This window comes from Bdellovibrio sp. HCB-162 (assembly GCF_047344985.1).
Taxonomy (GTDB): Bacteria; Bdellovibrionota; Bdellovibrionia; order Bdellovibrionales; family Bdellovibrionaceae; genus Bdellovibrio.
This window is the reverse complement of the sequence record NZ_CP178861.1, coordinates 2011170-2034275: the sequence shown is the minus strand read 5'-3', so window position 1 is coordinate 2034275 and position 23106 is coordinate 2011170. Positions and strand designations below refer to the sequence as shown.

The window sequence follows — 23106 nt, the reverse complement described above, 5'->3', positions numbered from 1 at the left end:
TACCAGGTACCTTTTTCCCTTTAGATATCTTTTATAAGAATCGGGCTTAGACCGACAAAAAGATTCATGATCACCGGGCCAATTAAAAGGCCCGGAAGTCCCATCATAATGATAGCTCCGACGACACACGTAAAGCCCACTACGGGATTGATTTTATTTTCTTTTCCCACCATGAAGGGTTTTAAAATATTGTCGATTGTTCCTGCGATGATCGCAACAATGGTAAGACCCACGCCAGAACCTGTTCTTCCGCCAATAAATGCTAACACGGCCAAAAGAAAACCCACCGGAGCTGCGCCAATCACTGGAATAAAAGAGACGAAGAAGGTGACGGTAAGAACCAGCCAGAAATCACCTTCACCGAAGATCAAACTTCCAATGCCGATGATGGACGCTTGAATAAGCCCGATAACCAAAGTTGAAAAGAGTGTGACTGAGCAACTGCTTTTAAAAACTTCCACCAGGTTATCTGTCGCTTCCGAATTGAAAGGACTGTATTTCATAACGAGTTCACGAACGTCCGAGGATTTAACCAGCAACACAATGAGCACAATAGTAAAAACAAAGCTCGCTAAAAAAATTGCTGGAAGCTGTCCTAGAAACTGACTGGAGTAATTAAAAATCATTTCTCCGGTTTTTTGCATCGTGTTTTCCATCATGCCGCGAGCGGGACCGGCGACATCTGTTCCGGTCCAATCAGAGACCTTTTTTAAATATTCAAGCACAAACTCTTTCAAATTGTGGATCTGTGAAACAATACGATCTGTTTCGATACCTTGAGGTTGGCTGATGTGGACGACAATGCGGTAGATGGCAAGCGTAATAGGAATCCAGAAGATCGCAAAGCCAGCCAGGACCGTTAAAGTAATGCTGCTATTGCGGCTCAGTTTTGTTTTGCGGCTGATGGTGTTGATAAAATCATTCAATCCTAAAGCGAAAATGCCGGCCAAAACCAAAGGACCTAAGAAGGGCCAGTTGATAAATAAAAATGCTGCAATGAGAACCACTAGCAGGGCCCAACGAACCAGAGTGCTTTTTGATCTAAGAATATCCATCATAACTGCTACACCTTTTTAATAAATAAATCCTGCGCGCCACGAATGCGTTCCGCATAAACTCCATTTGAAGCTCTTTTACCCGCGCTGACAATCATCGTGACGGACGCTCCACGCGGAAGTCCTAAAAGTTTTTTTACACGAACTTCATCAAATCCTTCCATAGGGCAGGAATCATATCCCGCCGCGCGGAAGGCGAGCATGAGATTTTCGCAAGCTAGCGCGGTGGTCTTTGTAGCCCATAAAAGATTTCCCCAATACCCAAACGGACCACGAGGAATGACACGGAAAAGTCCCAGGATCGATATCGCTAAGGTCTTAAATGGAGAAAAAAAATTGAAAGGTCCATTACCGTAGACAAACGGAACAAGTTTTTCGTAATAGGCTCTGACAGCTTTGGGAGTGTCGGGGCGCTTGTCGAAATAAGCGAGGTTCACTTTCTGCCCAAGGCTCCAGCGATCGGGACGGGCCACGCACGCAATCAGCGTGGGAGCAGTGCGCGCTGCAGGTTGATTCAGGCACAAAGTTTTTAATTTTTTTAGTTTGTCTTCGGACTTCACCCAATAAAATTCCCAAGGCTGTAAATTGGAAGAATTTGGAGCGAGTAACGCGAGGCTTAGGCACTCTTCAACAACGGCATCAGGAATTTGTTCGTTCGTAAAAACGCGAACAGAGCGACGGCTGGCAATAACCTTTTTAAACTCTTCCATATTACAAAGAAGAGCTTCTTCAACGTAAGACAAGTCTGGAACTTTGCTGAAAATATTTTCTGACATAGATTAGTTTTGAACTTCACACTGCATGCGACAATCCGAATTGCAGCTCACCCACGTTCCGTCATGATTGGGTGGCAAATAGCTGGGATTGCAATTGGTAAAATAAGAAGCGGTGAAGGTGAGTGCGCGGCCGCGCTGAAAGATTTCGCAATTTCTGCGCGCATCGTTTTCAGCATCATATTGGGCGTCGCGCTTGGCTTTATCGAGGCAGAAAAATCCGCTGTTCGCATTGCAGTAGGTGTGTTCACTGCCACGGCCTGTAACATAAACCGTGCGAGCCGCAAAAACGCTTTGAGCAAAAAGCAGAGGTAGTACTGTTAGGATAATTTTTTTCATAAAGCCTCCCACTGTTCAATCAACGCACAGTTTACAGGGAGAGGCAATATGTAGCTTTGTCAAAGCAGGGCGTTAAGCTTTAGCCCTGTGTAAGAAATTGGACGCCGAGTTCCTGGCTTTGCTCTCCTTCATTCCACTTGGTCCAGCGAACTTGTCCTTCAATAGAAACATATTCTCCGGCTTTGTTCTGGTAAGTAAGACTCACAAAATCTTTTTTACTATAGAATGGTGCTTTGATTTTTAAACAAGACCCATTCACGGAAATGTTCTCAAAGCTTCCACCCATAATAGGTTGAAATCCCTTGTTCTCCATTCCTAGCGGAAGCAGTGAAGGGCTGAGCATTGCTTTGTTTTCGTGCGGCTCTCTTTTGTCTTCACGCAGTTGCAGGCTTTTTCCTTCCAAGTAAGCCAGAATGTCATTGGCAAGATTCGCTTCCTCTGTTTTCCAAAGAACGACAAAATCCCGATGCGTTTTCAGTTTGATTTTCATTGAACTTGAAAGTTCATTGACGACGAAAAAGGTTTTAACGTTGGGAATGGTTCTTTGAAGGTAAGAGTAAATATCAAAGTGACGGATTTCCAAGAATGGCAAAAAGACCACGATGATTTTTTCTTCATTTGTTCCGTGTAAAGCCGCACGCAGATTGTATGGATTTTCAATCACTGTGCAGTTGAAAGTTTTTTCGTTTTTAAGCTGATTGGGAATCTTCTGTGTTCCCGTGATAAAGATTTGAGTCATCCTGAGGTTCCTCCCTTGCGAAGTTCTAAAGCAAAGGGAAAGCCAAGATAAAACTCTGCAAAAGCGGTGTTTCAAGTGGAAATTCCTGAACACCTGTCTAAGAAACCTTAACACTGTTAGATTTGGCGTCTCATTTTGAGGAGGGGTGAGTTGGCCCTCGCAAAAGGCCAACTCACATGATGGGAAGGGTAAGATGTTAGATATCTATAGCAAATGACAAACCTAGGCTTAAAACTCATATATTGCTTCTCGTAATGTTTCCCGCGTTTTTTAGGGGCAAAAGTCCCCAAATGAGAGGTGAAATTCCTAGTTGCGAGGGCGACTTGAAAGACTTAACAATAAAAACAGAAGCAATGGATTGATAGAAGACAAAGGAAGTTTGTGAAAAGACTAAAGAGAGTTTTTGTATTATCGCATGAGTGGAATGTCTTTTTGGTTCTTCTTATTATTATCTCAGTGAGCGTCTTTAGCTGGTGGACTGTGAAAGTGCACTTAGAAAAAGAATGGAATGCTCGCTTAGAGGCAGAGATTCAGAAAGTGACTTCGACAATTGGTCGGGAGTTTTTTGGTTATGGCCAGGCTCTCACCGATACACGCGCTTATTTTCAGTTAAGCGGTGTGCCCAGTCCCAAAGAGTTTCAAACATATATCGAGTCTTCTGAGTTGCTTCGTCGTTTTCCTGGCCTGCAAGGAATTGCTTTCGCTGAAAAAATCGAAAAAGACGGAACTGCTTCTTTAGAAAAAAGAATGCGCGACAATGGTTATCCTGATTTTAAGTTCTGGCCGGAAGGGGAAAGAGCTCTTCACACATCCATCGTTCTTATTCAGCCCGAAGACTGGCGCAATAAAAAAGCGTTGGGATTTGATATGTACTCGGACCTGAGTCGACAATCCGCGATGGATAAGGCGGTTTTGACAAATTCTCTGGCGATCACGGATCCCGTGGTTTTGGTGCAAGATGATTCGGAATCGAATCAACAGGGTTTCTTGATTTATTTACCTGTGACGAAAACCACTGATGTCACAGGAGAAGCTGAGCCTAAGAGTGCGCTCTTGGGTTTTGTGTATTCTATTGTGCGCATCACAAAATTCTTTAATGGTGCTCTGGGTGTTCCGCAGTTCTACGATGAGAAAGTAAATTATAAAATCTATATTTATGAAAAGAAACTGGGAAGAACGATTCCGATTTATGAGCGTTTTCCCTCTAAAAATATAGATGAAAAAGAGCCCGTTGATATTTCTGTAGATAAAGAAATTCAGGTATTCGATAAAACGTGGACTCTGCATTTTGAGCCATTGCCGCATTTCTTTAACTGGTATGAGCGCTACGTTCCTTTTCTTTTTGCTTTTGTGACGTTGGTCATGCTCTCAGTGATTTTCTTGGCTTTATGGTCCACGCAACAGTTTTTAAAATTCAGTGAGCGTCATAAAGACTCTTTGGCACAATTATCAAAAAGTAAATCGACGGAGATCGCTCTTTTTAGAAGGCTTAACACTGTGATTGCGGATCTTTCTTCGGCTATCGAGGGAAGTAATCTTTTTGAAAAATTCTGTGGGCACTTGGAAAATGTTTTCCAGGTTGAGGACTGTGTAGTTTTCGTACGCGAACACAAGGGACCTTTTGAAAAACGTTTTCAAAAAGTTCTAAGATCCTTTCCGGACATTCTTGATGTGCCATTGGAATTTGACGAGCTTTTAAGGGACGGAGTTCTTTCAACAAAAATTCCCTCTGAGGAGCTCACAAGATTATTGGCACTGTGTCCTCCGGGAGTGCGTGAAACTTTTGAAAATGAATCCTGCTATTTAATGCGCTCAGTACTGCATGAGTCCGGTAAAAGCACTTCGATTCTGGTTATCATGAAAGGACCTGAAGGTCTGGCTGATTCCAAAGTGATGGAGTATGCTCTGGTCGGGGTGTTCGGTCAGTTTGCGATGTCATACGATAAAGCGATTCTGCTTCGCCGTGCAGAGGACGCGAACTTTATGAAAAGTTCTTTCTTGGCAAACATGAGTCACGAAATCAGAACGCCGCTGGGAGTGATCGTTGGTTATTCGGAAATTTTAGCCGATGATGAACTTGAAGGGGATGAGAAAACCCAAATCGTTAAAAGCATCAAACGCAATGGAAAAGAGCTGGCGCGTTTGATTGATGATATCTTGGATATTTCTAAAGTAGAGGCGGGCAAACTTCATTTTGAAATGGCGCAAGTGAATCTAGAAAATCTCATTCATGAAATCAAATCTATTATGGAAGTGCGCGCTTCTGATAAAAAAATTCAGTTCAACATCGCAAAGCTCAGCAATGTGCCAGGTTATGTTATTACTGATGATGTGCGCCTTAAGCAGATTCTTGTGAACATTGTTGGAAACGCCATTAAGTTCACAGAAAAAGGCGCGGTTAAACTTTTATATAAGACCTATGTGAATGATGAAAAAGAAGAGTTCTTAGAATTCCAAGTGCAAGACAGCGGTATTGGCATCAGTGAAAAGAATCGCGAAAATCTTTTTAAGCCGTTTTCTCAAGGCGATGTTTCAACAACTCGCAAGTATGGCGGCACCGGTCTTGGTTTAGCCCTTTCTCGCCGTTTGGCAGAGCTTTTAGGAGGGGATTTGTTCCTTCTTGAATCTTCCATAGGAAAAGGCTCTACCTTCTGCTTGCGTATTCCCCTGCGCGGTCTTGCTAAAGAATACCTGAATATGAAATCCAGCCAAGAGGCGACTGTGCTTAAAGTGGTAAACACTTTTGATGAAAAGCCTTCGCATGCTATTGATTGGTCTTCGTTGGATTTAAAAAATCTTCTTAAAGATGTTCGCGTTTTGTTGGTGGAGGACTCTGAAGACAATCAAGAAATCTTTCAACACTTCCTCATGACGGCCGGAGCTGAAGTCACCATTGCTGATGATGGAGAAAAAGCTGTGGACGCTGCCTTTAAGAATTCGCCGGATATTATTCTTATGGATATTCAAATCCCTAAGATGGACGGCAAAGAGGCGACCAAGCGCATTCGTCAAAAAGGATTTACGAAGCCCGTGATTGCGCTGACGGCGCACGCCTTGAATGAAGAGATTGAAAGCTGTCTGGCTGCGGGTTGTAATGGACAAATCACGAAACCTGTTTCCGGGGAACTTTTGGTTCAAGAGATTTATTTTTATTTAAATCATCGAGGGTAAAGGTATGGCTATATTTGATGTGCCTTTAGAATCGCGGATAAAATATTTAAAACGGCGGCAAGAAGAGATTGCGAAAATAGATTTTGAAAATCCTGATTGGGACTTTGTAAAGAAAGTCGGGCATCAGATCAAAGGCAACGCCGTGACTTTCTTGTTTCCTGAATTAACTGAACTAGGAAAGCGTCTTGAAGACGCTTCGGTCTCGCAAGATATAAAACAAATCAAAGAAATTTGCGGTGAGCTTGCGCAAAAAGTTTCTGAACTTTTGCGACAACTTGAAAAGTAATTTCAAAAAAAGGAAGGCCGCCCTTTCCGAAGAATGCACAAGAAGGGGCGGCCGCTTATCCGCTGCAATCGTGGATTTTTGCGACGGACATATATTCTTTCCGGGGAATATCACCCGACGTCATTTGATAATTGCAAGCCGGGTGCCTGACAAAAATATCGTCATTATGCTTTAAATTAGATTTAATACTTAATTTATGTCTTATTGTGGCAAATAGCCACATTTTGATTGCGGATATTTGCCTCGTTGTATAACCATAAAGGAAGACCCGGAGGATGCATGGATAAGCAAAAAAAGATCCTTCTCATTGAAGACGACATTGATTTAGCAGAATTAGCGACAGCTTATTTTCGCCAAAAAGATATCCAAATCATTCATAGCGAGGATCCCCGCGAAGCTCTTCATCAAGTCGTGACCAAAGAAATCCAGCCTGATGCCATCATTTCAGATTTAAATCTGCCAAGCATGTCGGGGTTGGAATTTATTAAAAGACTTCGTGCTGAAGGAATTCAAATTCCTATTATTTTGATCACGGTTTCAAACGACGTTGAAACTGCGGTGGAAGTTATCGAAGCCGGAGCTTATGACTTTGTCGTAAAGCCTTTGCATTTTCCTCAGCTTCTTATCTCAGCACAAAGAGCCTTTAAGTTTAATAAACTCAATGCCGAAAATAAGACATTGCGTGAAACGTTGGACTTAAGCAAAGGTCTGCATCCTGATGGGATTATCGGAAAAAGCGAAAGCATCCTGCGCATTTTAGATCTTGCAAAACGGGTTGCAAAAAGTTCCTCCACAGTTTCTATCTCAGGAGAAAGCGGAACCGGAAAAGAAGTTTTTGCTAAGGCCATTCACACTTGGAGTCCGCGCGCCAAAAAACCTTTTGTCGCCATCAACTGCTCTGCCATCCCAGAAAATCTTTTAGAGTCTGAACTTTTCGGTCACGCCAAAGGTTCCTTCACAGGGGCCGTTGATAAAAAGGTCGGTCTTTTTGAAGAGGCCGACGGTGGAACTTTATTCCTCGACGAGATTGGGGATCTGAATCTCACTTTGCAAGCAAAACTTCTTCGCGTCTTGCAGGAAAAAGAAATCAAGCGGGTCGGCGAGAATCAAACACGCTCTGTGGATGTGCGGGTGATTGCGGCCACTCACAAAGATCTTCGTCATGAAGTGCAGGAAAAAAGATTCCGCGAAGATTTGTTTTTCCGCCTTAATGTCATTCCAATAAAAATCCCGGCTTTGCGTGAGCGCAGGGAAGACATTATGCCTCTCGCAGAACATTTTCTAAAAAAGTACAATGCCCTGAATGGTTCAAATATTGTCGGCTTTAAAAAGAACGCCAAAGAATATCTTCTGACTCGTCCTTGGCGCGGCAATGTGCGCGAACTTGAAAATGCCATCGAACGCGCGGTTGTGTTGACTGTCGGAACGGAGATCGATCAAAGTGCTTTCACGCTTTTTGAAGAATCTGTTTTGATGGAAAAAACTTTCGACGAAGATAAAAAGAACGCTTTTGTTTTCCGTTTTGGTGAAGAGGTAGAACCTCTGCATGAACTTGAAAAAAAGTATGTGCAGTTTGTCTATGAGCGAAATAACAAAGCGAAAGAACAGACGGCGAAAGCTTTGGGAATTGATCGCAAAACTTTGTATCGAAAACTTCAAGAAATTGAGCCAGGACAAAGTGGAAAATAGCAGGGGAATTTTGCCCCAGTGTTTGTATTAAATCAAAATTAACCGGGTCTTATGCTGGTGCTAAGGTTGCAGAACTTCTTGTAGGACAACAGGAGGTTCTTATGAAAGCCCTTATGCGCTTTATACTCGGGATGAGTTTTTTAGCGGCAGTCACCTATGAAAAACCCACCACCGTTTCTCCGGCGAGGATGATCAGTGTCGCACGCTCTGCTGAGCCTGTGTCTTTGGAAATGCATAAAAAAAGGGGTCACCTCTTACAGAAGAGATGACCCCTTAAGGTTCGCACAACACTTACCCTGCGGGAAGCAGAGGAGTGCCTGGAGGATTGAGGGACAACTTATCCCAGCGAGGAAGATCTACATCCAAAGCAATCTTCAACACTTCATTCACGTCTTCGACGAAGTGGAAGCGGATGTCGTGACGGATTTCCTCTGGGATCTCTTTAAGATCCTTTTCATTTTTGTTACATAAGATGACTTCGCGAACACCTGCACGGTGAGCGGCGATCACTTTTTCTTTGATACCACCCACAGGCAGAACACTGCCTCGCAAAGAAATCTCTCCGGTCATAGCTAATTTTGGATCAACCGGTTTATTCAGCAACAAAGAAGCCATTGAAGTCACCATCGTCACACCTGCTGACGGTCCATCTTTAGGAATGGCTCCGGCAGGAACGTGGACGTGGATGTCTTTTTTGCTGAAATCCATCAATGGATCCAACATCGGCAAACGTGATTTCAAAAGTGTTAAAGCGATTTTCGCAGACTCTTGCATCACATCACCAAGCTGACCTGTTAACAACAACTGTCCTGTTCCGTTCATTTGTGCGGATTCGATAAATAAAATATCTCCTCCGACAGGTGTCCACGCAAGACCTGTCACCACTCCAGGAGGTAAAAGACTTTCAATCATGTCTGATGAGAATCTTTCAGCTCCTAAAATCTCTTCCAGATCTTTCACATCCACCGTCAATGTCGTGTTCGCGGACTTCACGGCTTTTAAGCTCATAAATTTACAAATCGTAGCGATCTTTCTTTGCAGATCCCGCACGCCGGCCTCACGGGTGTAGTGAGTTAGAAGTTTCGTCATCGCCTCGTCGGTGATCGTTAAAGAGTTTTCGTCCAAGCCGTGCTCTTTAAGCTGTTTCGGCCACAAATATTTTTGCGCGATTTGTTTTTTCTCATCCAAAGTGTAACCACTTAAATCGACGACTTCCATACGGTCTAGAAGAGGCAAGGGGATGCCTTCTAAAGAGTTGGCCGTCGCAATAAAGAACACTTTCGATAAATCAAACGGCGTATCCAAGTAGTGATCTTGGAAAGTGCTGTTTTGTTCGGGATCGAGAACTTCAAGCATCGCGCTGGCAGGATCACCACCAAAGCCACGAGTGAGTTTGTCGATCTCATCCAGGATAAAGACCGGATCGTTTTCGCCGGCTTTTTTAATGCCTGCGATAATGCGACCAGGAAGGGCGCCGATGTAAGTTCGACGATGCCCGCGGATTTCCGCATCGTCGCGAACGCCACCTAAGCTGACGCGCACATATTTTTTACCCAAGGCCCGCGCAATACTCTTACCCAAAGAAGTTTTTCCCACTCCCGGAGGTCCAATGAAAAGCAAGATGGAACCCTGATGAGTTTTGCGAAGCTTCATCACCGCTAAATGTTGCAGGATACGACCTTTGATTTTTTCCAGACCATAGTGATCCTCATTGAGAACCCTTTCGGCCTCTTCAAGATCGATTTCTTTATGCGGCGAAGACTTGCTCCACGGCAGATCCAACATCAATTCCAAATGCGTGCGGATCATTTGATATTCCGGAGAACTTGAGTTGATCGTCTCCAGACGTTTCAATTGATTTTTCGCAAGTTCCAAAGCTTCTGGCGGCATGCCGGCTTTTTCTATGCGCTCTTTAAATTTCGCATAAAGATCACCGTTATCGCCTTCACCCAGTTCATCACGGATCACGCGCATTTGTTCGCGCAAGATCGCTTCTTTCTGAGTTTGTTGGAAGTTTTCGTTTAACTTATCGCGAATACCTCGTTGAATTTTAAGGCGTTCTTTTAACTCTTGCATGCGATCAAGAAGTTTCAAGGTGCGGTCTTTCAACGAAACGGTTTCCAGAATTTCTTGTTTTTCTGGAATCGCGATATCGGCGTAAGCGGCGCACATATTACTGAGTGTCGCAAGATCTTCAATCTCCGCAATCATGTCCTTAATTTGACGAGGATTTCCCGGAAGCAGTTCTAAAAGTTCATCGCTTAAAATACGTAAACTTGAAAGCAAAGCTTCCTCTGTTTTTTTGTCCATCACTCCGCGATCTTCAACCGCTTCGCTCTGCACTTCAAAAAAACCTTCCTGATGACGGCTTTGCACCACGCGCACGCGTTGATGAGCCTTCACAAAAACACTGTAACTTCCGTCTTCATCCATACGGAAGGACTCGATTTTTGCGAGAACGCCCACCGAGTAAAGATCCTCAATCTTCTCAACCGAAGTTTGCGGATTTTTTTGTGTTAATAAAATCACCCAGTGATTATCACGAAGAGCTTTTTGCAGGGCAGAAATACTTTTTTCTCTACCAACTCGCAAAGGCATACTTATGTCTGGGAACAAGACAGAATTCTTCAGAGGAATCACAGGGATAAAACCAGAGACGTAAGACATTTGTTACCTCATTTCTTCCCCTCAAAAGGGGTTAATGTAACAAACATGAGCACGAAATAAATTTCGTCAAGTCAGCGGGACACCATATTCTTCTGAAATGCGAAATTTGAGGTCCTTATAATTTACAGGCTTCGTAAAATAGCCCTGAGCCCCAAGGCTGAGGGATTTTCGTATACTCAGTTCGTCATCATAAGCACTCATCATATAGACATCAATACTAGGATATTTTTGTTTCACTTTTTGCAGTAGCTCGTACCCTGAAACTTCCGGCATATTGATGTCTGTTAATAGAACTTCGGATCCCGGGTGTCGGTCCGTGGTCGCTAAATAATTTAAACACTCCTTCGCCGTCGTGAAATAGTGAAGGCGAACGTCACCGCTTTTTATTGATTTACGAAAGTTAAGCTCACACAGCGTCCCAACACTGCTTTCATCATCCACAACAACCACATCCAGCGGTGCCGAAACATTCATAGCTGCACCTCCTGGATTCGTTGCTGTCCCGGAAGTTCAATTGTCACTTGGGTGAATTGATTTTCTTCGCTTTCAATGTGTATTTCGCCCCGGTTTTTTTCGACGTTTTGCTTGGCAATCCAAAGTCCCAGTCCGGTGCCTTCACCGGCAGGTTTTGTGGTGTAAAATTCATCGCAAACATTGGCGAGGTGTTTTTGTGGAATGCCAGAACCATTATCGCGAACAATGATCTTAAAGGTGGCGTCTGCCGCAATCAAATCCACTTTGATCGTGGGAGTGAAAGAGTTTTTATTTTTTTTATACTTGTCGCCTAGTGCATAAAGAGAATTATCGATGATGTTGATAAGCACACGCTCAATGCTGGGAGGATCAAAAACATTCGCATACACATTCGGAGTGATATTTTTTTGCACAATCAAATGAGTTTTCAAATCGACATCAGTAAGAGAGCGCACATAAACGTCCAAGCAGTGTTCCAGCATTTCTGAGATATTGATCCATTCTGGCTCCATATCGGTTTCTTGGCGAGCTTGGCGAAGCATGTTCGTAATGATGGTATTAGCGCGCTGACTGTGCTGATAAATCATGTCAGTCGCCTTTTTGCAGGACTCTGGATCTAAATCATCTTCTTCAAGAAGCTGGGCGGAGTTGATAATGATATTAAGAGGATTTTTGAGTTCATGAGCAATTCCAAATGTGATGCGACCAATCGTGGCGAGTTTCTCTTGAGAAATAAGCTGTTTCTGGGTTTGTTGTAGACTTTCAAAAGCTCGTTGCAGCTCCAGAGTTCTTTCTTGTGCGAGCTTTTCAAGATTTTCGTTGATTCTACGTAAAGAATCTTCCACGGCTTGGCGGCGATACTCGGTTCCGATGCGAGCGGCAAAAAACTCGACGACAGATGTGTAAAGCTCGCGCTCTTCCATGGGTTTGTCATCCATGATGATCAATAAACCGATAAGGCGTCCATCGGTATGTAGAAACGGAGCGCCGATATAGGATTCCACACCAAAATCTTTGAGCATTTGATCTTTGGGAAATGCTAACTGCACGTCGCTGGCGTAGCAGTTAACGCGCGTCCCGCAGATCACATTCACACAAGGTGTGTCTTCCAGTTCATAGACAACATTGTCGGCAAATCCAGAACCTGCCCAGAGATAATCCGTTTGGATTTTCTGTCGATCAGGTTCAACCGCGTGACCCACTAAGACATATTTCACTTTAAGAATTTGCGCCAGTCGATGAACCAACTCTTTGATGTACTCTTTGCCTGAAAGAAGTTGGTCGACATTATAAATATCTTTTAATAGTTCAAGGGCGCGAAGATTGTTTTCGATAGTTTGGCTCCAGCCAACACTATTTTAGCACTCTCGAATCAGAAAGAACTCTGCTTAGGGCTTGTGTGTTAGAATACAGTTCAACCTTTAAACCCATCCACAAGAGCGATATCGCGAGTTAGGCCGCCGAAGGGGCCACAGTAGACGGTCTCTTCAAGCCAAACCATCTCTGTGGGAACTTCGTCCTTGAAAATGATTTTTGTCCAAAAGCGATTGATGTTATCCCAGCTGTAGCCTCGACCTTTGAGGTGATCTTTGGATTCAAACGGTGCAGAGCTCGCTACGATTTGAGTCATCGGGCGGCGGGCGTTGTTTAAGAGTTCATGCAGATAAGGTTTATTGGAACCAGCTTCCGGAATGCTGAGCAAATACAATAAAGCATCAACGTCATTGATTGCACGATGAGAGTCCGTAAAAAATCCGTGGTAGATATTCAAAAGTTCCAGTTTTGAACTCGTGAAGCCTTTGGTGCTCCAATCGATTTGTTTGTGCGAACAAGCCCACACTCTTTCCGTCGAAGTTTTTGATTTGCGATCAATAAACGGGCGGTCGAAGCGGGCATTGTGAGCAATCACAACACTGCATTCTTCTAGGAGCGCATTCACCGCGTTCCAATCAATGTGTTGACCTGCAACCATTTCATCTGTGATGCCCGTTAATTCAGAGATTTCTGCAGAAATAGGACGACCTGGATCTTGGAAGCTTGAATAGGATTTTCCTAAAGCAATCACTTCACCGCTGTTGCGATTAAAAAGAAACTGACGAATACCGATTTCAATAATGGTATCTTCTGTCTGATTAAGACCCGTGGTCTCCACATCAAGAACGGCTCCAACACGAACAATATCGGAATTGTTTTTGGCCCATTCAGGAGTGGCATAGGAAGGTGTTTGTACAGGACAGCCTTCAAGGCGGTTGAGAGTCACTGTTTTTCCATCTTGAGATTTGCCAATCCAACGAAATGCCACGTACGAATCCTTATGTTGAAGGTCACTAAAACCTTGGTGGATGATATTATTTTACGAAGAAATAGGGTCAAAAACAAAATAGATTGGCGCATTGCGCGAACTGTCTTTGGTCTTATCTCAGATATGAGCCAGCTCATTTTTTAAATGCTATAATAAGGTTATCTTTCGCACGGGAGGCAGTTATGGCTCGAGTGCTTATCGTCTATGAATCTAAATACGGGCAAACCCAAAAAATAGCTCAATATATAGCCAACAAAATCAGAAACACAGGAATTGAAACGGACGTTCTAGAAGATCACCAAAAAGAGATCGTGGGCTTAGCTAAATATGACGGAGTGATTATCGGAGGCGCTGTTTACGCTAGAGGCTTTCCACACAAGCTTCAAGAGTGGGCTCATCACCACGCGGATATTTTAAATGAGACGACTTCCGCCTTTTTCTCTGTCTGTTTGGGAATCTTAGAAAATACACCAAAAGCAAAAAAGGAAGAGAGAGAAATCGTTCAAGGTTTTTTTAAAAAAACAGGATGGTGTCCTCAACAGTGGCGTATTTTTGCCGGTGGATTGAAGTATTCAAAATACAACTGGTTCATAAAAAACATCATGAAACGAATCGCTAAACAAGAAGGCTCCGACACAGACACAGCTCGCGACTACGAATACACAAACTGGCAAGATGTCGACGAATTTGTAAACGACTTTCTAGTAGCTTTAAAAACGGCACCAAGACACTACGAGATTCCAAATAGAGCCGATACGCCTTCGTTGGGTTTGTGACGTCAGTGATTGCCAGCCAGGACAAAAGACTTTAATCTCTGCGTATGGCAAAAAAGACCCAAAAATCCAGCGACGACACGGAACTTAAACATTTTCTCAAAGACTTGAATACAGCCTTTGCGGTTCCAGTTTCGAAAAAGTATGACAGCTTGGTTTTGGCGGAATATCCGTTAGATCAACAATTGCTTTCTCTGAGTCCTATTTACCGTGAAAGTCGTAAGCTCTATTTGTCGATTGATGGTACTTTCGCTCCAAAAGTATGTTCAACGATGCGCTCTTTAAGTGCGCAGGATTTGTTCAAAGATCAAATCGATTACAGTCCGATTCTTTCAGAGACTTTGTGGTTTAAAGATCACTCTCAGGAAGTTGTAGATCCCGTTGCAATGATGACATCCCTTTCTTCCTATAACGAGATCTCTTTGTTTCATGAACAAAATCACCGCATCGTCTGGAGGCTTCTTCCTCCAGCACCGAAAGAGCAGCGTGATTTCTGTCGCTATTTGAATTTCGCGGAAAGCATCGTGGTGACGCTGGATCTTGTCTTGGGCGACGAAGTGGGGCGAAAACTTTCTCCGGTCTTTGAACGTCTTAAGGCTATTTATCGTCCTGGCGGCGAGGATGTGTGGTTTCAGAAATCCACGAAAGAATATCGCCAATATATTCAGGCTCTTCTTTATTCGACTTATCTTGTTTTAGAATTAGTCCACCACGAGGATATTTTAAAAGCCGTGGATTATGTTCTGCCGGATCAAAAAAAGATCAACAAAGATGCAGTAAAAAGAGCTCTTGAATTGAGCGAACTTTTCACAATCAATACCAATCAACAATGGCAGCAACGATTCTGGAAGCAAGCGCAGGAAAGACTCGCTCTTTTACACAAAGGGCACTCTGAAGAAGCGTGGTATTTACCAGAAGACCCACTGGATTTTGAAGAAGAGTTTGTTATCGCCAATCGTGTTTTTGATTATTTTATCTAGAGGTTGAACCATGCGCATTCGTCAAATGGGTTTCTCGCAAAGATTAAAAGCCCACAAAAAAGTTCTGACTCTAGAAACTTTGAAATTTATCGCTGAGTATTTAAAAGATCGCGACGCAAGACTTGCGGCTTTGCGCTCGGGAGTTCCAGAAAACTATGCTTCACGGCAGGGTGCTTGGCTTAAGAAACATCCCATCGTTTTGGCCGCACTGGAGAACGAACTCGACGAGCGGGAAGAGCTGAAACTCAATCGCGCCATTGAAGAAATCAACCGCCAAATGGAGATTTGCAAAGAGCTCTTAGGCTTGCAAGACTACTAAATCAGATTTTTATAACGAAATAAGTCCACCTAGCGACGGAAATTATTTGGAGTGTCTCAGTTTAAGACAAAGACACGGCTTCCGTCGCAAATCGCTTTTAAAAAAGAACTTCAAAACGCCGATAAATGAGTGGCGGGAGTTCTTGCATGACATCTTCTCTTAAAAGTCTATTTGTCGCTTCTATCTTCGGATTAAGTCTTTCAGTACAAGCTAATGAAATCATTGGTGGTCAAGCGCCTGAGATCAAAGCGCATCAACTGAACGAATCGTCTCTTACAGAGTTAAAGAAAAAATGTGATCCGACGGGGATGCTCACAATGCCGACCAAAGCGGTCTGCAATGAAGTCATCGGAAAATCCCTTCTTACGCAAGGAGCTTTTGACTATTGCCAGGGTAAAAGCAATCTAGGAGAATTTGTCGAATGTGTGAAAAACCTAAGCGGCCGCGATTATCCATTTACCTACGTTGAGGCCTGCAAGAAAGTTCATGAAAACAATCTCAGCAGCGTTAAGAAGTGCCTTGATTACCTAGCCCAAGTGGAGTCGAGTTTTGATTCTGAAGGTTTTAAGTTTTGCCTTGAGGCCAATGAGGAAAGACTTCACTATGCAAAACCCTGCATCAATGCCATTCGCGATCGCCAAGTGGATGTGCAAAAAATTAAAAGAGCGTGTATCGATGAACGCTCTATGGGTGAAAAATTTGATGACTGTGTTTTTAGACTGACGGACAAAGCTCCCAGTGTGGCTTCCTGTGTGAAGAAAGCGCCGACATCATCATCGGCACCCGCAAGACCGGGAACTCGCTAACGTCGGGTTATGAACCCGACGTTTCTGTTTCTGCGACAGCAGGGAAGTACGTTCTTTTTGCTTCAATCACATGACCCGCAGGAATTCCTGTTCCAAGTTCTTCAGCGCGTAAAACGCTTTCAGGTAGGTTCAAAGATTTACGAAGTTCATTCATCGTCTCTGGAACAAAAGGATTCAGCATAATCATCAAGTTCTTTAAAACGTAGAAGCACGTGTAAAGAGCATCTTTTCTTTCCGCTTCAGGCGCACGGTCATCGTGCGGCTTGTACTGAGTGAAAAGAGAGTTGATTTGTCGCGCGTAGTTTTCAATTTGCCCGAGCAATGTCGAATAGTCGCCCTTTTGCATTGAGCGCAAATACATTTGTACTAGCTTCACCGTTTCGGCTTCTGCTTTACCAATCAATTTACCTTCAGGGACCTTGCCATCGTATTTCGAGTGACAAGCAGAGATAGGTTTCTCAAATGCCGCATTCATGGGACCTGCTAAGAATTTATTTCTCTCAGCGAAGTGCTCGAAATCAAAGTTTGAAGCTTTCACCGGCAAGCTTAAAAGTGCTAAGAAATAACGAACCTGATCCGGAGAATATCCCATCTCAATCAGTTGATCACCAGTATAGAAATTCCCCGTCGACTTACTCATTTTTTCGCCGTTCACCATCAAGTGGTAGCAGCTTAAGATTTCCGTCATTTGCAAATCGCCTTTTTGTGGCAGTTGCAGCGGATGATCGGTGTGTCCCAACCACATAGCCCCTTGCATGATCACGTAGAAGAACACGTTGTCTTGTCCAAGGAACTGAACAACCGTCGCCTCCGGATCACACCAGAAATCTTTGTATTGTTCTTTCTTGCGACCTGATTGTTCCAGAGCCACTTGCGTGAAAACAATCGGAGCGATCAAAGAATCCGGCCACACATAAAGTGTTTTGCCTTTCATGTCTGGATCAAGCTCCGCTGGAACGGGAATACCCCAAGACACGTCACGAGTGATCGGGCGGTAACCCCATTTATCTGTGACGACAGACGGAATGCCGTGAGATTCAAGAGCAGCTTGAGCCGTTGCCAACTCGGCCTTGTTTTCAAAAAGGCATTCTACTTTTTTTCCAGCCACATAACGTGATTTGTGCTTAGGAAGAGTGTCCTTGATCTCTTTGTATTTTGCCTCATGAACATTTTCAAAGCGGCAGCCGATAAGAACGGTGTTCGTCACTTCTTGAATCACCGCTGAACGCCACGCTTTTGTTTTAGTCTCAATCCATGTTTTCAAAGGATCAGCGACTTTCCACATATCAAGCCACCAGTGAGCGGTGTCTCTCAACTCAGGAATTGCATCGCTCAATTGACTGCGAGGATCTTTTAGGGTGCTTGGATCAAATTGCGTTCCGCATGCATCGCACTCATCAGAGTAAGCTTCCGTGTTGCCGCAATTAGGACAAGTCCCGCGCACGAAACGATCTTGAAGGAAACGATTCATCTTCGGATCGTACCATTGCTTCGTGATACGTTTTTCCAGCATTCCGTTTTTGAAAAGACGGCGCAAGAAATCTTGAGAATACGCTTCATGCAGGGGATATGTTTCCGGACGGGAAGTGCCCGTGAAAACATCCGTGCGGATAGAATATTTTTTGAGAGTATCTTTTTGTTGTTCGTGAATCGTGTCGATAAACTCACGAATTGTTTTTCCCGCTTTAACCGCGGCCACTTCACTTGTAGAGCCGTGATCATCATTTCCGTTAACGAAAAGGACATTCTCGTCGCCAATCAACATGCGCATCCAGCGTGCATAAATATCCGCAGGAACGTGGGCTCCCGCAAGATGTCCCAAATGCAAAGGTCCGTTGGCATACGGCATACCCGCAGTCACCACGACTTTCTTTGGTTTTTTGTACATATTCAGAACTGACTTCACATCAGTCGGCGGAGCGAATTTATTTTCTGGTTTTGATCCTGGCTGCATAGTGACCCCTAAAAGCTCTAATTTAGCTAAAATACACGAATGTGGCAACGAAGAGAGATCAAAGCCCTGAAAATGGAAAAGGCCCGATGGTTTACCATCGAGCCTTTATTGGTTGCGGGGGCAGGATTTGAACCTACGGCCTTCGGGTTATGAGCCCGACGAGCTACCAGACTGCTCCACCCCGCGATAAATTGAAATATAGGTATATGTGCAAAGAACCCTTGGGTCAATGGCTATATTTCTTTTTCTAAGATAATACCGCGTATCAAAATATATGTCGAAAGAAACAAGAACTCTGCTTTGATTCTTTCCGAAAATGCAGATCAGTACTGCCGACACCTTCCGTTTTGCTTCAAAATTCATCACAGAGGTCACCGGAGTGAGGAGCGAATATGAAAACAGAAAATAAATCATATGGTTTCATAGGTCTGCTTATTGGTGCTTCTGTGGGAGCGGCAGCAATGTACTTTTTAGATCCGACAAGAGGCAACCAAAGGCGGGCTGTGGTTCGTGACAAGTTCTTTAGTTTAACAAAAAGGATACGAAGTCGAGGTGAGAAGCTTTCGACGAATCTTAAAAACCAAGCTCTCGGAGTTAAAAAAGAGTTCGAGCGTCACCGCAGGCAAGAAGAGGTCAGCGACACTCTTCTTGAAAAGCGCGTGAGATCCGCGTTTGGACGTAAGGTGAGTCACGCTCGTGCTGTCAAAGTCTCTGTGCTTGATGGAGTCGTAACCCTTTCGGGTCCTATTCTGCAACATGAAGTCGAAGAACTCATCAGTTGCGTGGAAGAGGTTCCAGGAGTGCAGTCTGTTAAAGATGAATTAACGAAATACGAAAACGCCGGTGACATTTCCAGTTTGCAAGGCAAAGGGGCGCAGTATTTTCAATAAAGCCAGCGAGGAGTTCTTAGCTCCTCGCACTGGATCCATTGCCAATTCTAAAAATCCATGGTTGAGTGAGCTCACTCAAGAGGAGTGAGTATGAACGGGAAAAATATTTTAAAAATTCTTTCCATTTCTTTGGCCGTTATTGTTCTGATCCTTGGCGGATTGTTGTTTTGGGGACTTTCAAAACTGCCTTCGGCTTTTGATATAAAACAATCTCTCACGCCTCCAGCATTGAAAAAATCTTCTGTGGCCTCCGCGAGCCAAACAGCGGCCGCCGTTGAAAACAAAGAGGCAGCGACTGAAGAAGTGGATACCAATCAAACTGAAGCAAATCCTGCACAACAAGCATCGACTCCCAAAGAGAAGCTTGCCTCTGACACAGCTAAAGTTCTTCTTGAGGATTTTGCGGATCCTCGCAAGCCCATGATTGAAGGCTGCCGTAATTTAGCGCAGGCCTCTGAAAGCCATTTCTTGCGTGATCCTGAAAATGCGTCTGCAAAATATTTCTTTGAGTCATTAGCTCAAGACAAAAAAGATCCGTTGGTCGAAACAGCGGCTCCGATTCTGCGCTACATTTTCCGCGCGCCAGGCATGCAGTCCGTGGTCGAGATGATCATGAAGGCTGAAGAAACAAAAGACGTCGGGATTCTTAAAAAGGCCGAATTCTACTATGAAATCTATCGCGCTGGAGATTTCTTAAAAGATCACAAAGACGATATGGATGTCATCTTACAAAAAACCTACAACCTTCATCATTTGGCGAAAGCTGTTGCTCAAAAACCAGCTCTTGCCAAAGACGCTGCTACGTTAACTTTTTGCGAAGATATGGAAAAGAATGTGACTGACGATGGTGTCTATAATGCCGATGAAGCTTCAAAAGAAATGCTGAAGTTTTTAGGAGATGCCGGAATTGATCCAAAATCCATCGGCTATGATCCGAATTACCGCTCAAAAGTGAAACTGAATCTTTCAAATTCCCAAGTGACGATCAACGACACTTGGGTTGTGAAACTTTTTGCCAAGGATATTCAAAAAGCGCAGAAGGAGCCGACAGCGAAAAATTAGTTTTTCGCTGTGACAGTTTGAGATTCGCCTTTTTCATTCACAGTGACGATCTTCGTTTTAGAAACGCGGATCGTGGGAATTTCATCAGCACCCTCAGCTTTTAACTTTTCGATTTCAAAAGGCACTACTTGTTTTGGACCTTTTTTGCCCGGATGAAGTTTGTATTGATGAGCACAGTTCTTAGAGCAAGTGTCTTTCTTAAACTCAAGCTCTGAACACTCCACGCAAATCAGTTCTTCCGAGTCACAGCGCTTGCATGAAATTTTAACTTCAGAAGGCTGACCACAGTGCGGGCAAAGGCCGTACTTCGTTGAGGGCTGAAGATTTTGATCCAAAGCCACACGGTGATCGAACACGAAGCATTCTCCCTCGAATTGATCGTTCGGGTATTCTTTCATGTAGTTGATAATACCGCCGTCCAACTGGAAAACATTGTCGTAACCTTGTTTTTGCAGTTCCAAAATGCCTTTTTCACAGCGAATACCGCCCGTGCAGAAGATCAGCATTTTTTTATCTTTGGAAATTCCTTGGCTCTCGATGTACTGAGGAAAATCCGTGAACTTTTCAATGTTCGGATTTAAAGCACCTTTGAAAGTTCCGATTTTATACTCGTACCAATTGCGAGTATCGATCATCACATAATCATTTTCTTCTTTCAAAACACGGTTCCATTCGGTCGGAGTAAGATGATGATTTTTTCCCTCAGGAGGCATCATCTCAGGGATTCCTGTTGTTACGATCTCTTCGCGGATTTTGACTTTAAAACGGCGAAACGGAGCTTTCTCGGATTCAGAGTCTTTGAAAAACAAATTGGGAGCTGAGAAATAGTCACGAATAAACAGCTTCCAAGCATTGAAAGACTCCACCGAAGAAGCCGCACATGTGGAGTTAAAGCCCTCTTCACCCAAGATCACAAGACCTTTGACGTTGAGTTCATCTGCTTTTGTTTCGAGATCTTTTTGGATTTGCTCTAGGTTCGTAAGTTTTTGAAATTTGTAGTAAGCCGTAACATAATAGGCCGAAGTCGAAGACATATTGTCACCTCAGTTGTCCATCCAGGGCTCCAAACCCAGGGGAGTTGAAAGTTCGTCTGTGGTTATAAGGTTCTGAAGAAAAGGAATCAAGTATTATCTATGCGGGGCGGCAATACCTTGTAAGCTTTGGATTTCCCAAGTAAAAAGAAGCCTTTAAAGGAACAAAAATGCTCGCCACACCTCAGGTTCAGAAAGAAATCCAACGCCGTCGTACTTTTGCCATTATTTCGCATCCGGATGCGGGTAAGACGACTTTGACCGAAAAATTGCTTTATCACGGTGGCGTGATCCACGAGACCGGAGAAGTGAAGGGGAAGCAGGGAAGTAAAGCTGTGACTTCGGACTGGATGGCGATGGAGCGGGAAAAGGGGATCTCGATCACGTCTTCTGTGATGACGTTCGATTTTGAGGGCTTGCGTGTAAACCTTCTCGATACTCCGGGACATAAAGACTTCTCTGAGGATACCTACCGCGTTTTGATGGCGGTGGATTCTGCCTGCATGTTGATCGACGTTGCCAAGGGAGTTGAGGAACGTACGAAAAAACTTTATGAAGTCTGCCGTCTGCGCAAAGTTCCTATTTTCACGTTCGTGAACAAGCTTGACCGTGAAGGTAAAGATCCTCTCACTTTGATTGATGAAGTTGAAAAAACGCTGAATATGCAATGCTACCCGGTGACATGGCCCTTAGGTATCGGTCAGCGTTTCCGTGGTATCTACAACCGTCTGACAAAAGAGATTTGGATTTACGATCAACGCCGTGAAGAAGTGGAAGACTACAAAATCATTCCATTTGAAAAAGGCAAAGACGACCAGATTCTTTATCAATACCTCGACAAAGAGTCCGCAGATCAAGTGCTTGAAGAGTTGGACCTTATCGAAGGCGCTCTTCCACCGTTTGATGTGAATGAGTTCCTCGACGGTACGATTTCTCCGGTGACATTTGGTTCTGCGAAACAAAACTTCGGTGTGGACACGTTCCTTAAATTCTTCACTCAGTATGCGCCAGGCCCACAAGCGCGTCATACGAAGGACGATAAAGAAATTGATCCGTGTGACGCGAACTTCACGGGCTTTGTATTTAAAATCCAAGCCAATATGGATAAGCGTCACAGAGACCGCATTGCCTTTATTCGTATTTGCTCAGGGAAGTTTGAGCGCGGCATGAAAGTAAAGCACTCTCGTCACGACAAAGAATTGCGTTTGTCTTATGCGAGTCAGTTCGTCGCAGCCGATAAAGAAACTGTCGATGATGCTTACGCCGGCGATATCGTGGGCGTGGGGGATACAGGAAACTTCGCTATTGGTGATTGTGTCTATGCTTCAGGTAAAATTCACTTCGAAGATATTCCAAAATTTGCGCCAGAACTTTTTGGCCGTCTTTCAGTACGTGATGCTTTGAAACGTCAGAAAATGCAAGAGGCGTTGAATCACTTATCCGAAGAAGGTGCGATTCAATTATTCATTGATCCTATCGTTGGTCCACAAGATCCAATCATTGGTGCGGTCGGTGAACTTCAATTCGAGGTTCTTTTGCGTCGCTTGCAAGATGAATACAATTTGGAAGTAAAACTCAATCGTCTGCCATATGGAGTTGCTCGTTGGCCAAGAACGGCTGAAGGAAAACCCGTTGCCGAACTTAAAGGTGGAGCGAATATGTTCCGCGATTTGCAATACAACCCTGTGGTGCTGGTAAATCAAGAATGGGATTTAAACTGGCTTAAACGCGAAAACCCAACAGTGGAGTTCCACACAAGCATCACGCGGGCGCGCTAGTGCACAGAGTGCAGGCGG

The 23106-nt window shown here is 43.9% G+C and carries 20 protein-coding genes and 1 tRNA gene; 10 read left to right on the top strand and 11 right to left on the bottom strand.

Going from position 1 to position 23106, the window contains the following annotated elements; translation table 11 throughout:
- Window positions 1-20: 20 nt before the first annotated feature.
- The 4 genes from ACLSSO_RS09960 to ACLSSO_RS09945 all read right to left on the bottom strand — a co-directional run bounded on the left by ACLSSO_RS09960 (window position 21) and on the right by ACLSSO_RS09945 (window position 2906).
- Window positions 21-1058, bottom strand: a complete 1038-nt coding sequence (locus ACLSSO_RS09960) for an AI-2E family transporter (protein WP_295903732.1) — start codon at window positions 1056-1058, stop codon at window positions 21-23.
- Between the two features lie 5 nt (window positions 1059-1063).
- Window positions 1064-1831: a nitroreductase family protein gene (locus ACLSSO_RS09955; RefSeq protein ID WP_295903735.1), complete on the bottom strand. Its 768-nt coding sequence runs from the start codon at window positions 1829-1831 to the stop codon at window positions 1064-1066.
- A 3-nt stretch (window positions 1832-1834) separates the two neighbouring features.
- Window positions 1835-2167 carry a hypothetical protein gene (locus ACLSSO_RS09950; protein ID WP_295903737.1) on the bottom strand — a complete coding sequence of 111 codons (333 nt, stop codon included), beginning with the start codon at window positions 2165-2167 and terminating at the stop codon, window positions 1835-1837.
- A 79-nt stretch (window positions 2168-2246) separates the two neighbouring features.
- On the bottom strand, window positions 2247-2906 hold the full coding sequence (locus ACLSSO_RS09945; protein ID WP_295903740.1) for a PilZ domain-containing protein: 660 nt from the start codon (window positions 2904-2906) through the stop codon (window positions 2247-2249).
- 381 nt (window positions 2907-3287) lie between these two features.
- On the opposite strand from ACLSSO_RS09945, the gene ACLSSO_RS09940 reads away from it, so the two are divergent.
- The 3 genes from ACLSSO_RS09940 to ACLSSO_RS09930 all read left to right on the top strand — a co-directional run bounded on the left by ACLSSO_RS09940 (window position 3288) and on the right by ACLSSO_RS09930 (window position 8052).
- Window positions 3288-6077, top strand: a complete 2790-nt coding sequence (locus ACLSSO_RS09940) for a CHASE domain-containing protein (protein ID WP_413942665.1) — start codon at window positions 3288-3290, stop codon at window positions 6075-6077.
- Window positions 6078-6081: 4 nt separating this feature from the next.
- On the top strand, window positions 6082-6363 hold the full coding sequence (locus tag ACLSSO_RS09935) for an Hpt domain-containing protein (protein WP_295903745.1): 282 nt from the start codon (window positions 6082-6084) through the stop codon (window positions 6361-6363).
- A 279-nt stretch (window positions 6364-6642) separates the two neighbouring features.
- Window positions 6643-8052, top strand: a complete 1410-nt coding sequence (locus tag ACLSSO_RS09930) for a sigma-54-dependent transcriptional regulator (RefSeq protein ID WP_413942664.1) — start codon at window positions 6643-6645, stop codon at window positions 8050-8052.
- 291 nt (window positions 8053-8343) lie between these two features.
- Here ACLSSO_RS09930 and lon read toward each other — a convergent pair whose 3' ends face one another.
- From lon to ACLSSO_RS09910, 4 genes are all read right to left on the bottom strand, one after another.
- On the bottom strand, window positions 8344-10719 hold the full coding sequence (lon, locus tag ACLSSO_RS09925) for an endopeptidase La (RefSeq protein ID WP_413942663.1): 2376 nt from the start codon (window positions 10717-10719) through the stop codon (window positions 8344-8346).
- Window positions 10720-10785: 66 nt separating this feature from the next.
- A complete protein-coding gene (locus ACLSSO_RS09920) occupies window positions 10786-11193 on the bottom strand; it encodes a response regulator (RefSeq protein ID WP_295903755.1) in 408 nt (135 codons plus the stop codon).
- On the bottom strand, window positions 11190-12440 hold the full coding sequence (locus ACLSSO_RS09915) for an ATP-binding protein (RefSeq protein ID WP_413942662.1): 1251 nt from the start codon (window positions 12438-12440) through the stop codon (window positions 11190-11192). The genes ACLSSO_RS09920 and ACLSSO_RS09915 overlap by 4 nt, the downstream gene beginning before the upstream one ends.
- A gap of 167 nt (window positions 12441-12607) precedes the next feature.
- Window positions 12608-13495, bottom strand: coding sequence for a 3'-5' exonuclease (locus tag ACLSSO_RS09910; protein WP_295903763.1), 888 nt, complete (start codon window positions 13493-13495; stop codon window positions 12608-12610).
- A 182-nt stretch (window positions 13496-13677) separates the two neighbouring features.
- Between ACLSSO_RS09910 and ACLSSO_RS09905 the strand changes: the two genes are divergently transcribed.
- The 4 genes from ACLSSO_RS09905 (at window position 13678) to ACLSSO_RS09890 (ending at window position 16373) form a co-directional block, all read left to right on the top strand.
- A complete protein-coding gene (locus ACLSSO_RS09905; protein WP_413942661.1) occupies window positions 13678-14271 on the top strand; it encodes a flavodoxin domain-containing protein in 594 nt (197 codons plus the stop codon).
- A 44-nt stretch (window positions 14272-14315) separates the two neighbouring features.
- Window positions 14316-15248 (top strand): hypothetical protein, encoded by a 933-nt coding sequence (locus tag ACLSSO_RS09900; RefSeq protein WP_295906230.1) that lies wholly within the window; start codon window positions 14316-14318, stop codon window positions 15246-15248.
- 10 nt (window positions 15249-15258) lie between these two features.
- Complete coding sequence (locus ACLSSO_RS09895) at window positions 15259-15567, top strand: hypothetical protein (protein ID WP_340591874.1); 309 nt, start codon at window positions 15259-15261, stop codon at window positions 15565-15567.
- 146 nt (window positions 15568-15713) lie between these two features.
- Complete coding sequence (locus ACLSSO_RS09890) at window positions 15714-16373, top strand: hypothetical protein (protein WP_295906228.1); 660 nt, start codon at window positions 15714-15716, stop codon at window positions 16371-16373.
- 7 nt (window positions 16374-16380) lie between these two features.
- Here ACLSSO_RS09890 and ACLSSO_RS09885 read toward each other — a convergent pair whose 3' ends face one another.
- Together ACLSSO_RS09885 and ACLSSO_RS09880 are read right to left on the bottom strand one after the other, a co-directional pair.
- Entirely contained in the window at window positions 16381-18327 is a 1947-nt protein-coding gene (locus ACLSSO_RS09885; protein WP_413942660.1) for a methionine--tRNA ligase, read from the bottom strand.
- A 109-nt stretch (window positions 18328-18436) separates the two neighbouring features.
- Window positions 18437-18513 (bottom strand) — tRNA-Met (locus ACLSSO_RS09880).
- A gap of 206 nt (window positions 18514-18719) precedes the next feature.
- Between ACLSSO_RS09880 and ACLSSO_RS09875 the strand changes: the two genes are divergently transcribed.
- Both ACLSSO_RS09875 and ACLSSO_RS09870 read left to right on the top strand, forming a co-directional pair.
- On the top strand, window positions 18720-19217 hold the full coding sequence (locus tag ACLSSO_RS09875) for a BON domain-containing protein (RefSeq protein ID WP_413942659.1): 498 nt from the start codon (window positions 18720-18722) through the stop codon (window positions 19215-19217).
- Window positions 19218-19307: 90 nt separating this feature from the next.
- Window positions 19308-20279 (top strand): hypothetical protein, encoded by a 972-nt coding sequence (locus ACLSSO_RS09870; protein WP_295904774.1) that lies wholly within the window; start codon window positions 19308-19310, stop codon window positions 20277-20279.
- Here ACLSSO_RS09870 and ACLSSO_RS09865 read toward each other — a convergent pair.
- Complete coding sequence (locus ACLSSO_RS09865) at window positions 20276-21313, bottom strand: rhodanese-related sulfurtransferase (protein ID WP_295904777.1); 1038 nt, start codon at window positions 21311-21313, stop codon at window positions 20276-20278. The genes ACLSSO_RS09870 and ACLSSO_RS09865 overlap by 4 nt on opposite strands.
- Before the next feature lie 167 nt (window positions 21314-21480).
- On the opposite strand from ACLSSO_RS09865, the gene ACLSSO_RS09860 reads away from it, so the two are divergent.
- Window positions 21481-23088: a peptide chain release factor 3 gene (locus ACLSSO_RS09860; RefSeq protein ID WP_413942658.1), complete on the top strand. Its 1608-nt coding sequence runs from the start codon at window positions 21481-21483 to the stop codon at window positions 23086-23088.
- Window positions 23089-23106 lie beyond the last annotated feature (18 nt).

Excerpts from the sequence above, each read along its gene's own strand:
- ACLSSO_RS09890 (WP_295906228.1), top strand. The coding sequence starts at position 15,714 with ATGACATCTTCTCTTAAAAGTCTATTTGTCGCTTCTATCTTCGGATTA.
- ACLSSO_RS09945 (WP_295903740.1), bottom strand. The coding sequence starts at position 2,906 with ATGACTCAAATCTTTATCACGGGAACACAGAAGATTCCCAATCAGCTT.
- lon (WP_413942663.1), bottom strand. The coding sequence starts at position 10,719 with ATGTCTTACGTCTCTGGTTTTATCCCTGTGATTCCTCTGAAGAATTCT.
- ACLSSO_RS09920 (WP_295903755.1), bottom strand. The coding sequence starts at position 11,193 with ATGAATGTTTCGGCACCGCTGGATGTGGTTGTTGTGGATGATGAAAGC.
- ACLSSO_RS09935 (WP_295903745.1), top strand. The coding sequence starts at position 6,082 with ATGGCTATATTTGATGTGCCTTTAGAATCGCGGATAAAATATTTAAAA.
- ACLSSO_RS09870 (WP_295904774.1), top strand. The coding sequence starts at position 19,308 with ATGAACGGGAAAAATATTTTAAAAATTCTTTCCATTTCTTTGGCCGTT.
- ACLSSO_RS09865 (WP_295904777.1), bottom strand. The coding sequence starts at position 21,313 with ATGTCTTCGACTTCGGCCTATTATGTTACGGCTTACTACAAATTTCAA.
- ACLSSO_RS09900 (WP_295906230.1), top strand. The coding sequence starts at position 14,316 with ATGGCAAAAAAGACCCAAAAATCCAGCGACGACACGGAACTTAAACAT.
- ACLSSO_RS09905 (WP_413942661.1), top strand. The coding sequence starts at position 13,678 with ATGGCTCGAGTGCTTATCGTCTATGAATCTAAATACGGGCAAACCCAA.
- ACLSSO_RS09955 (WP_295903735.1), bottom strand. The coding sequence starts at position 1,831 with ATGTCAGAAAATATTTTCAGCAAAGTTCCAGACTTGTCTTACGTTGAA.
- ACLSSO_RS09860 (WP_413942658.1), top strand. The coding sequence starts at position 21,481 with ATGCTCGCCACACCTCAGGTTCAGAAAGAAATCCAACGCCGTCGTACT.
- ACLSSO_RS09885 (WP_413942660.1), bottom strand. The coding sequence starts at position 18,327 with ATGCAGCCAGGATCAAAACCAGAAAATAAATTCGCTCCGCCGACTGAT.
- ACLSSO_RS09950 (WP_295903737.1), bottom strand. The coding sequence starts at position 2,167 with ATGAAAAAAATTATCCTAACAGTACTACCTCTGCTTTTTGCTCAAAGC.
- ACLSSO_RS09960 (WP_295903732.1), bottom strand. The coding sequence starts at position 1,058 with ATGATGGATATTCTTAGATCAAAAAGCACTCTGGTTCGTTGGGCCCTG.
- ACLSSO_RS09930 (WP_413942664.1), top strand. The coding sequence starts at position 6,643 with ATGGATAAGCAAAAAAAGATCCTTCTCATTGAAGACGACATTGATTTA.
- ACLSSO_RS09875 (WP_413942659.1), top strand. The coding sequence starts at position 18,720 with ATGAAAACAGAAAATAAATCATATGGTTTCATAGGTCTGCTTATTGGT.
- ACLSSO_RS09895 (WP_340591874.1), top strand. The coding sequence starts at position 15,259 with ATGCGCATTCGTCAAATGGGTTTCTCGCAAAGATTAAAAGCCCACAAA.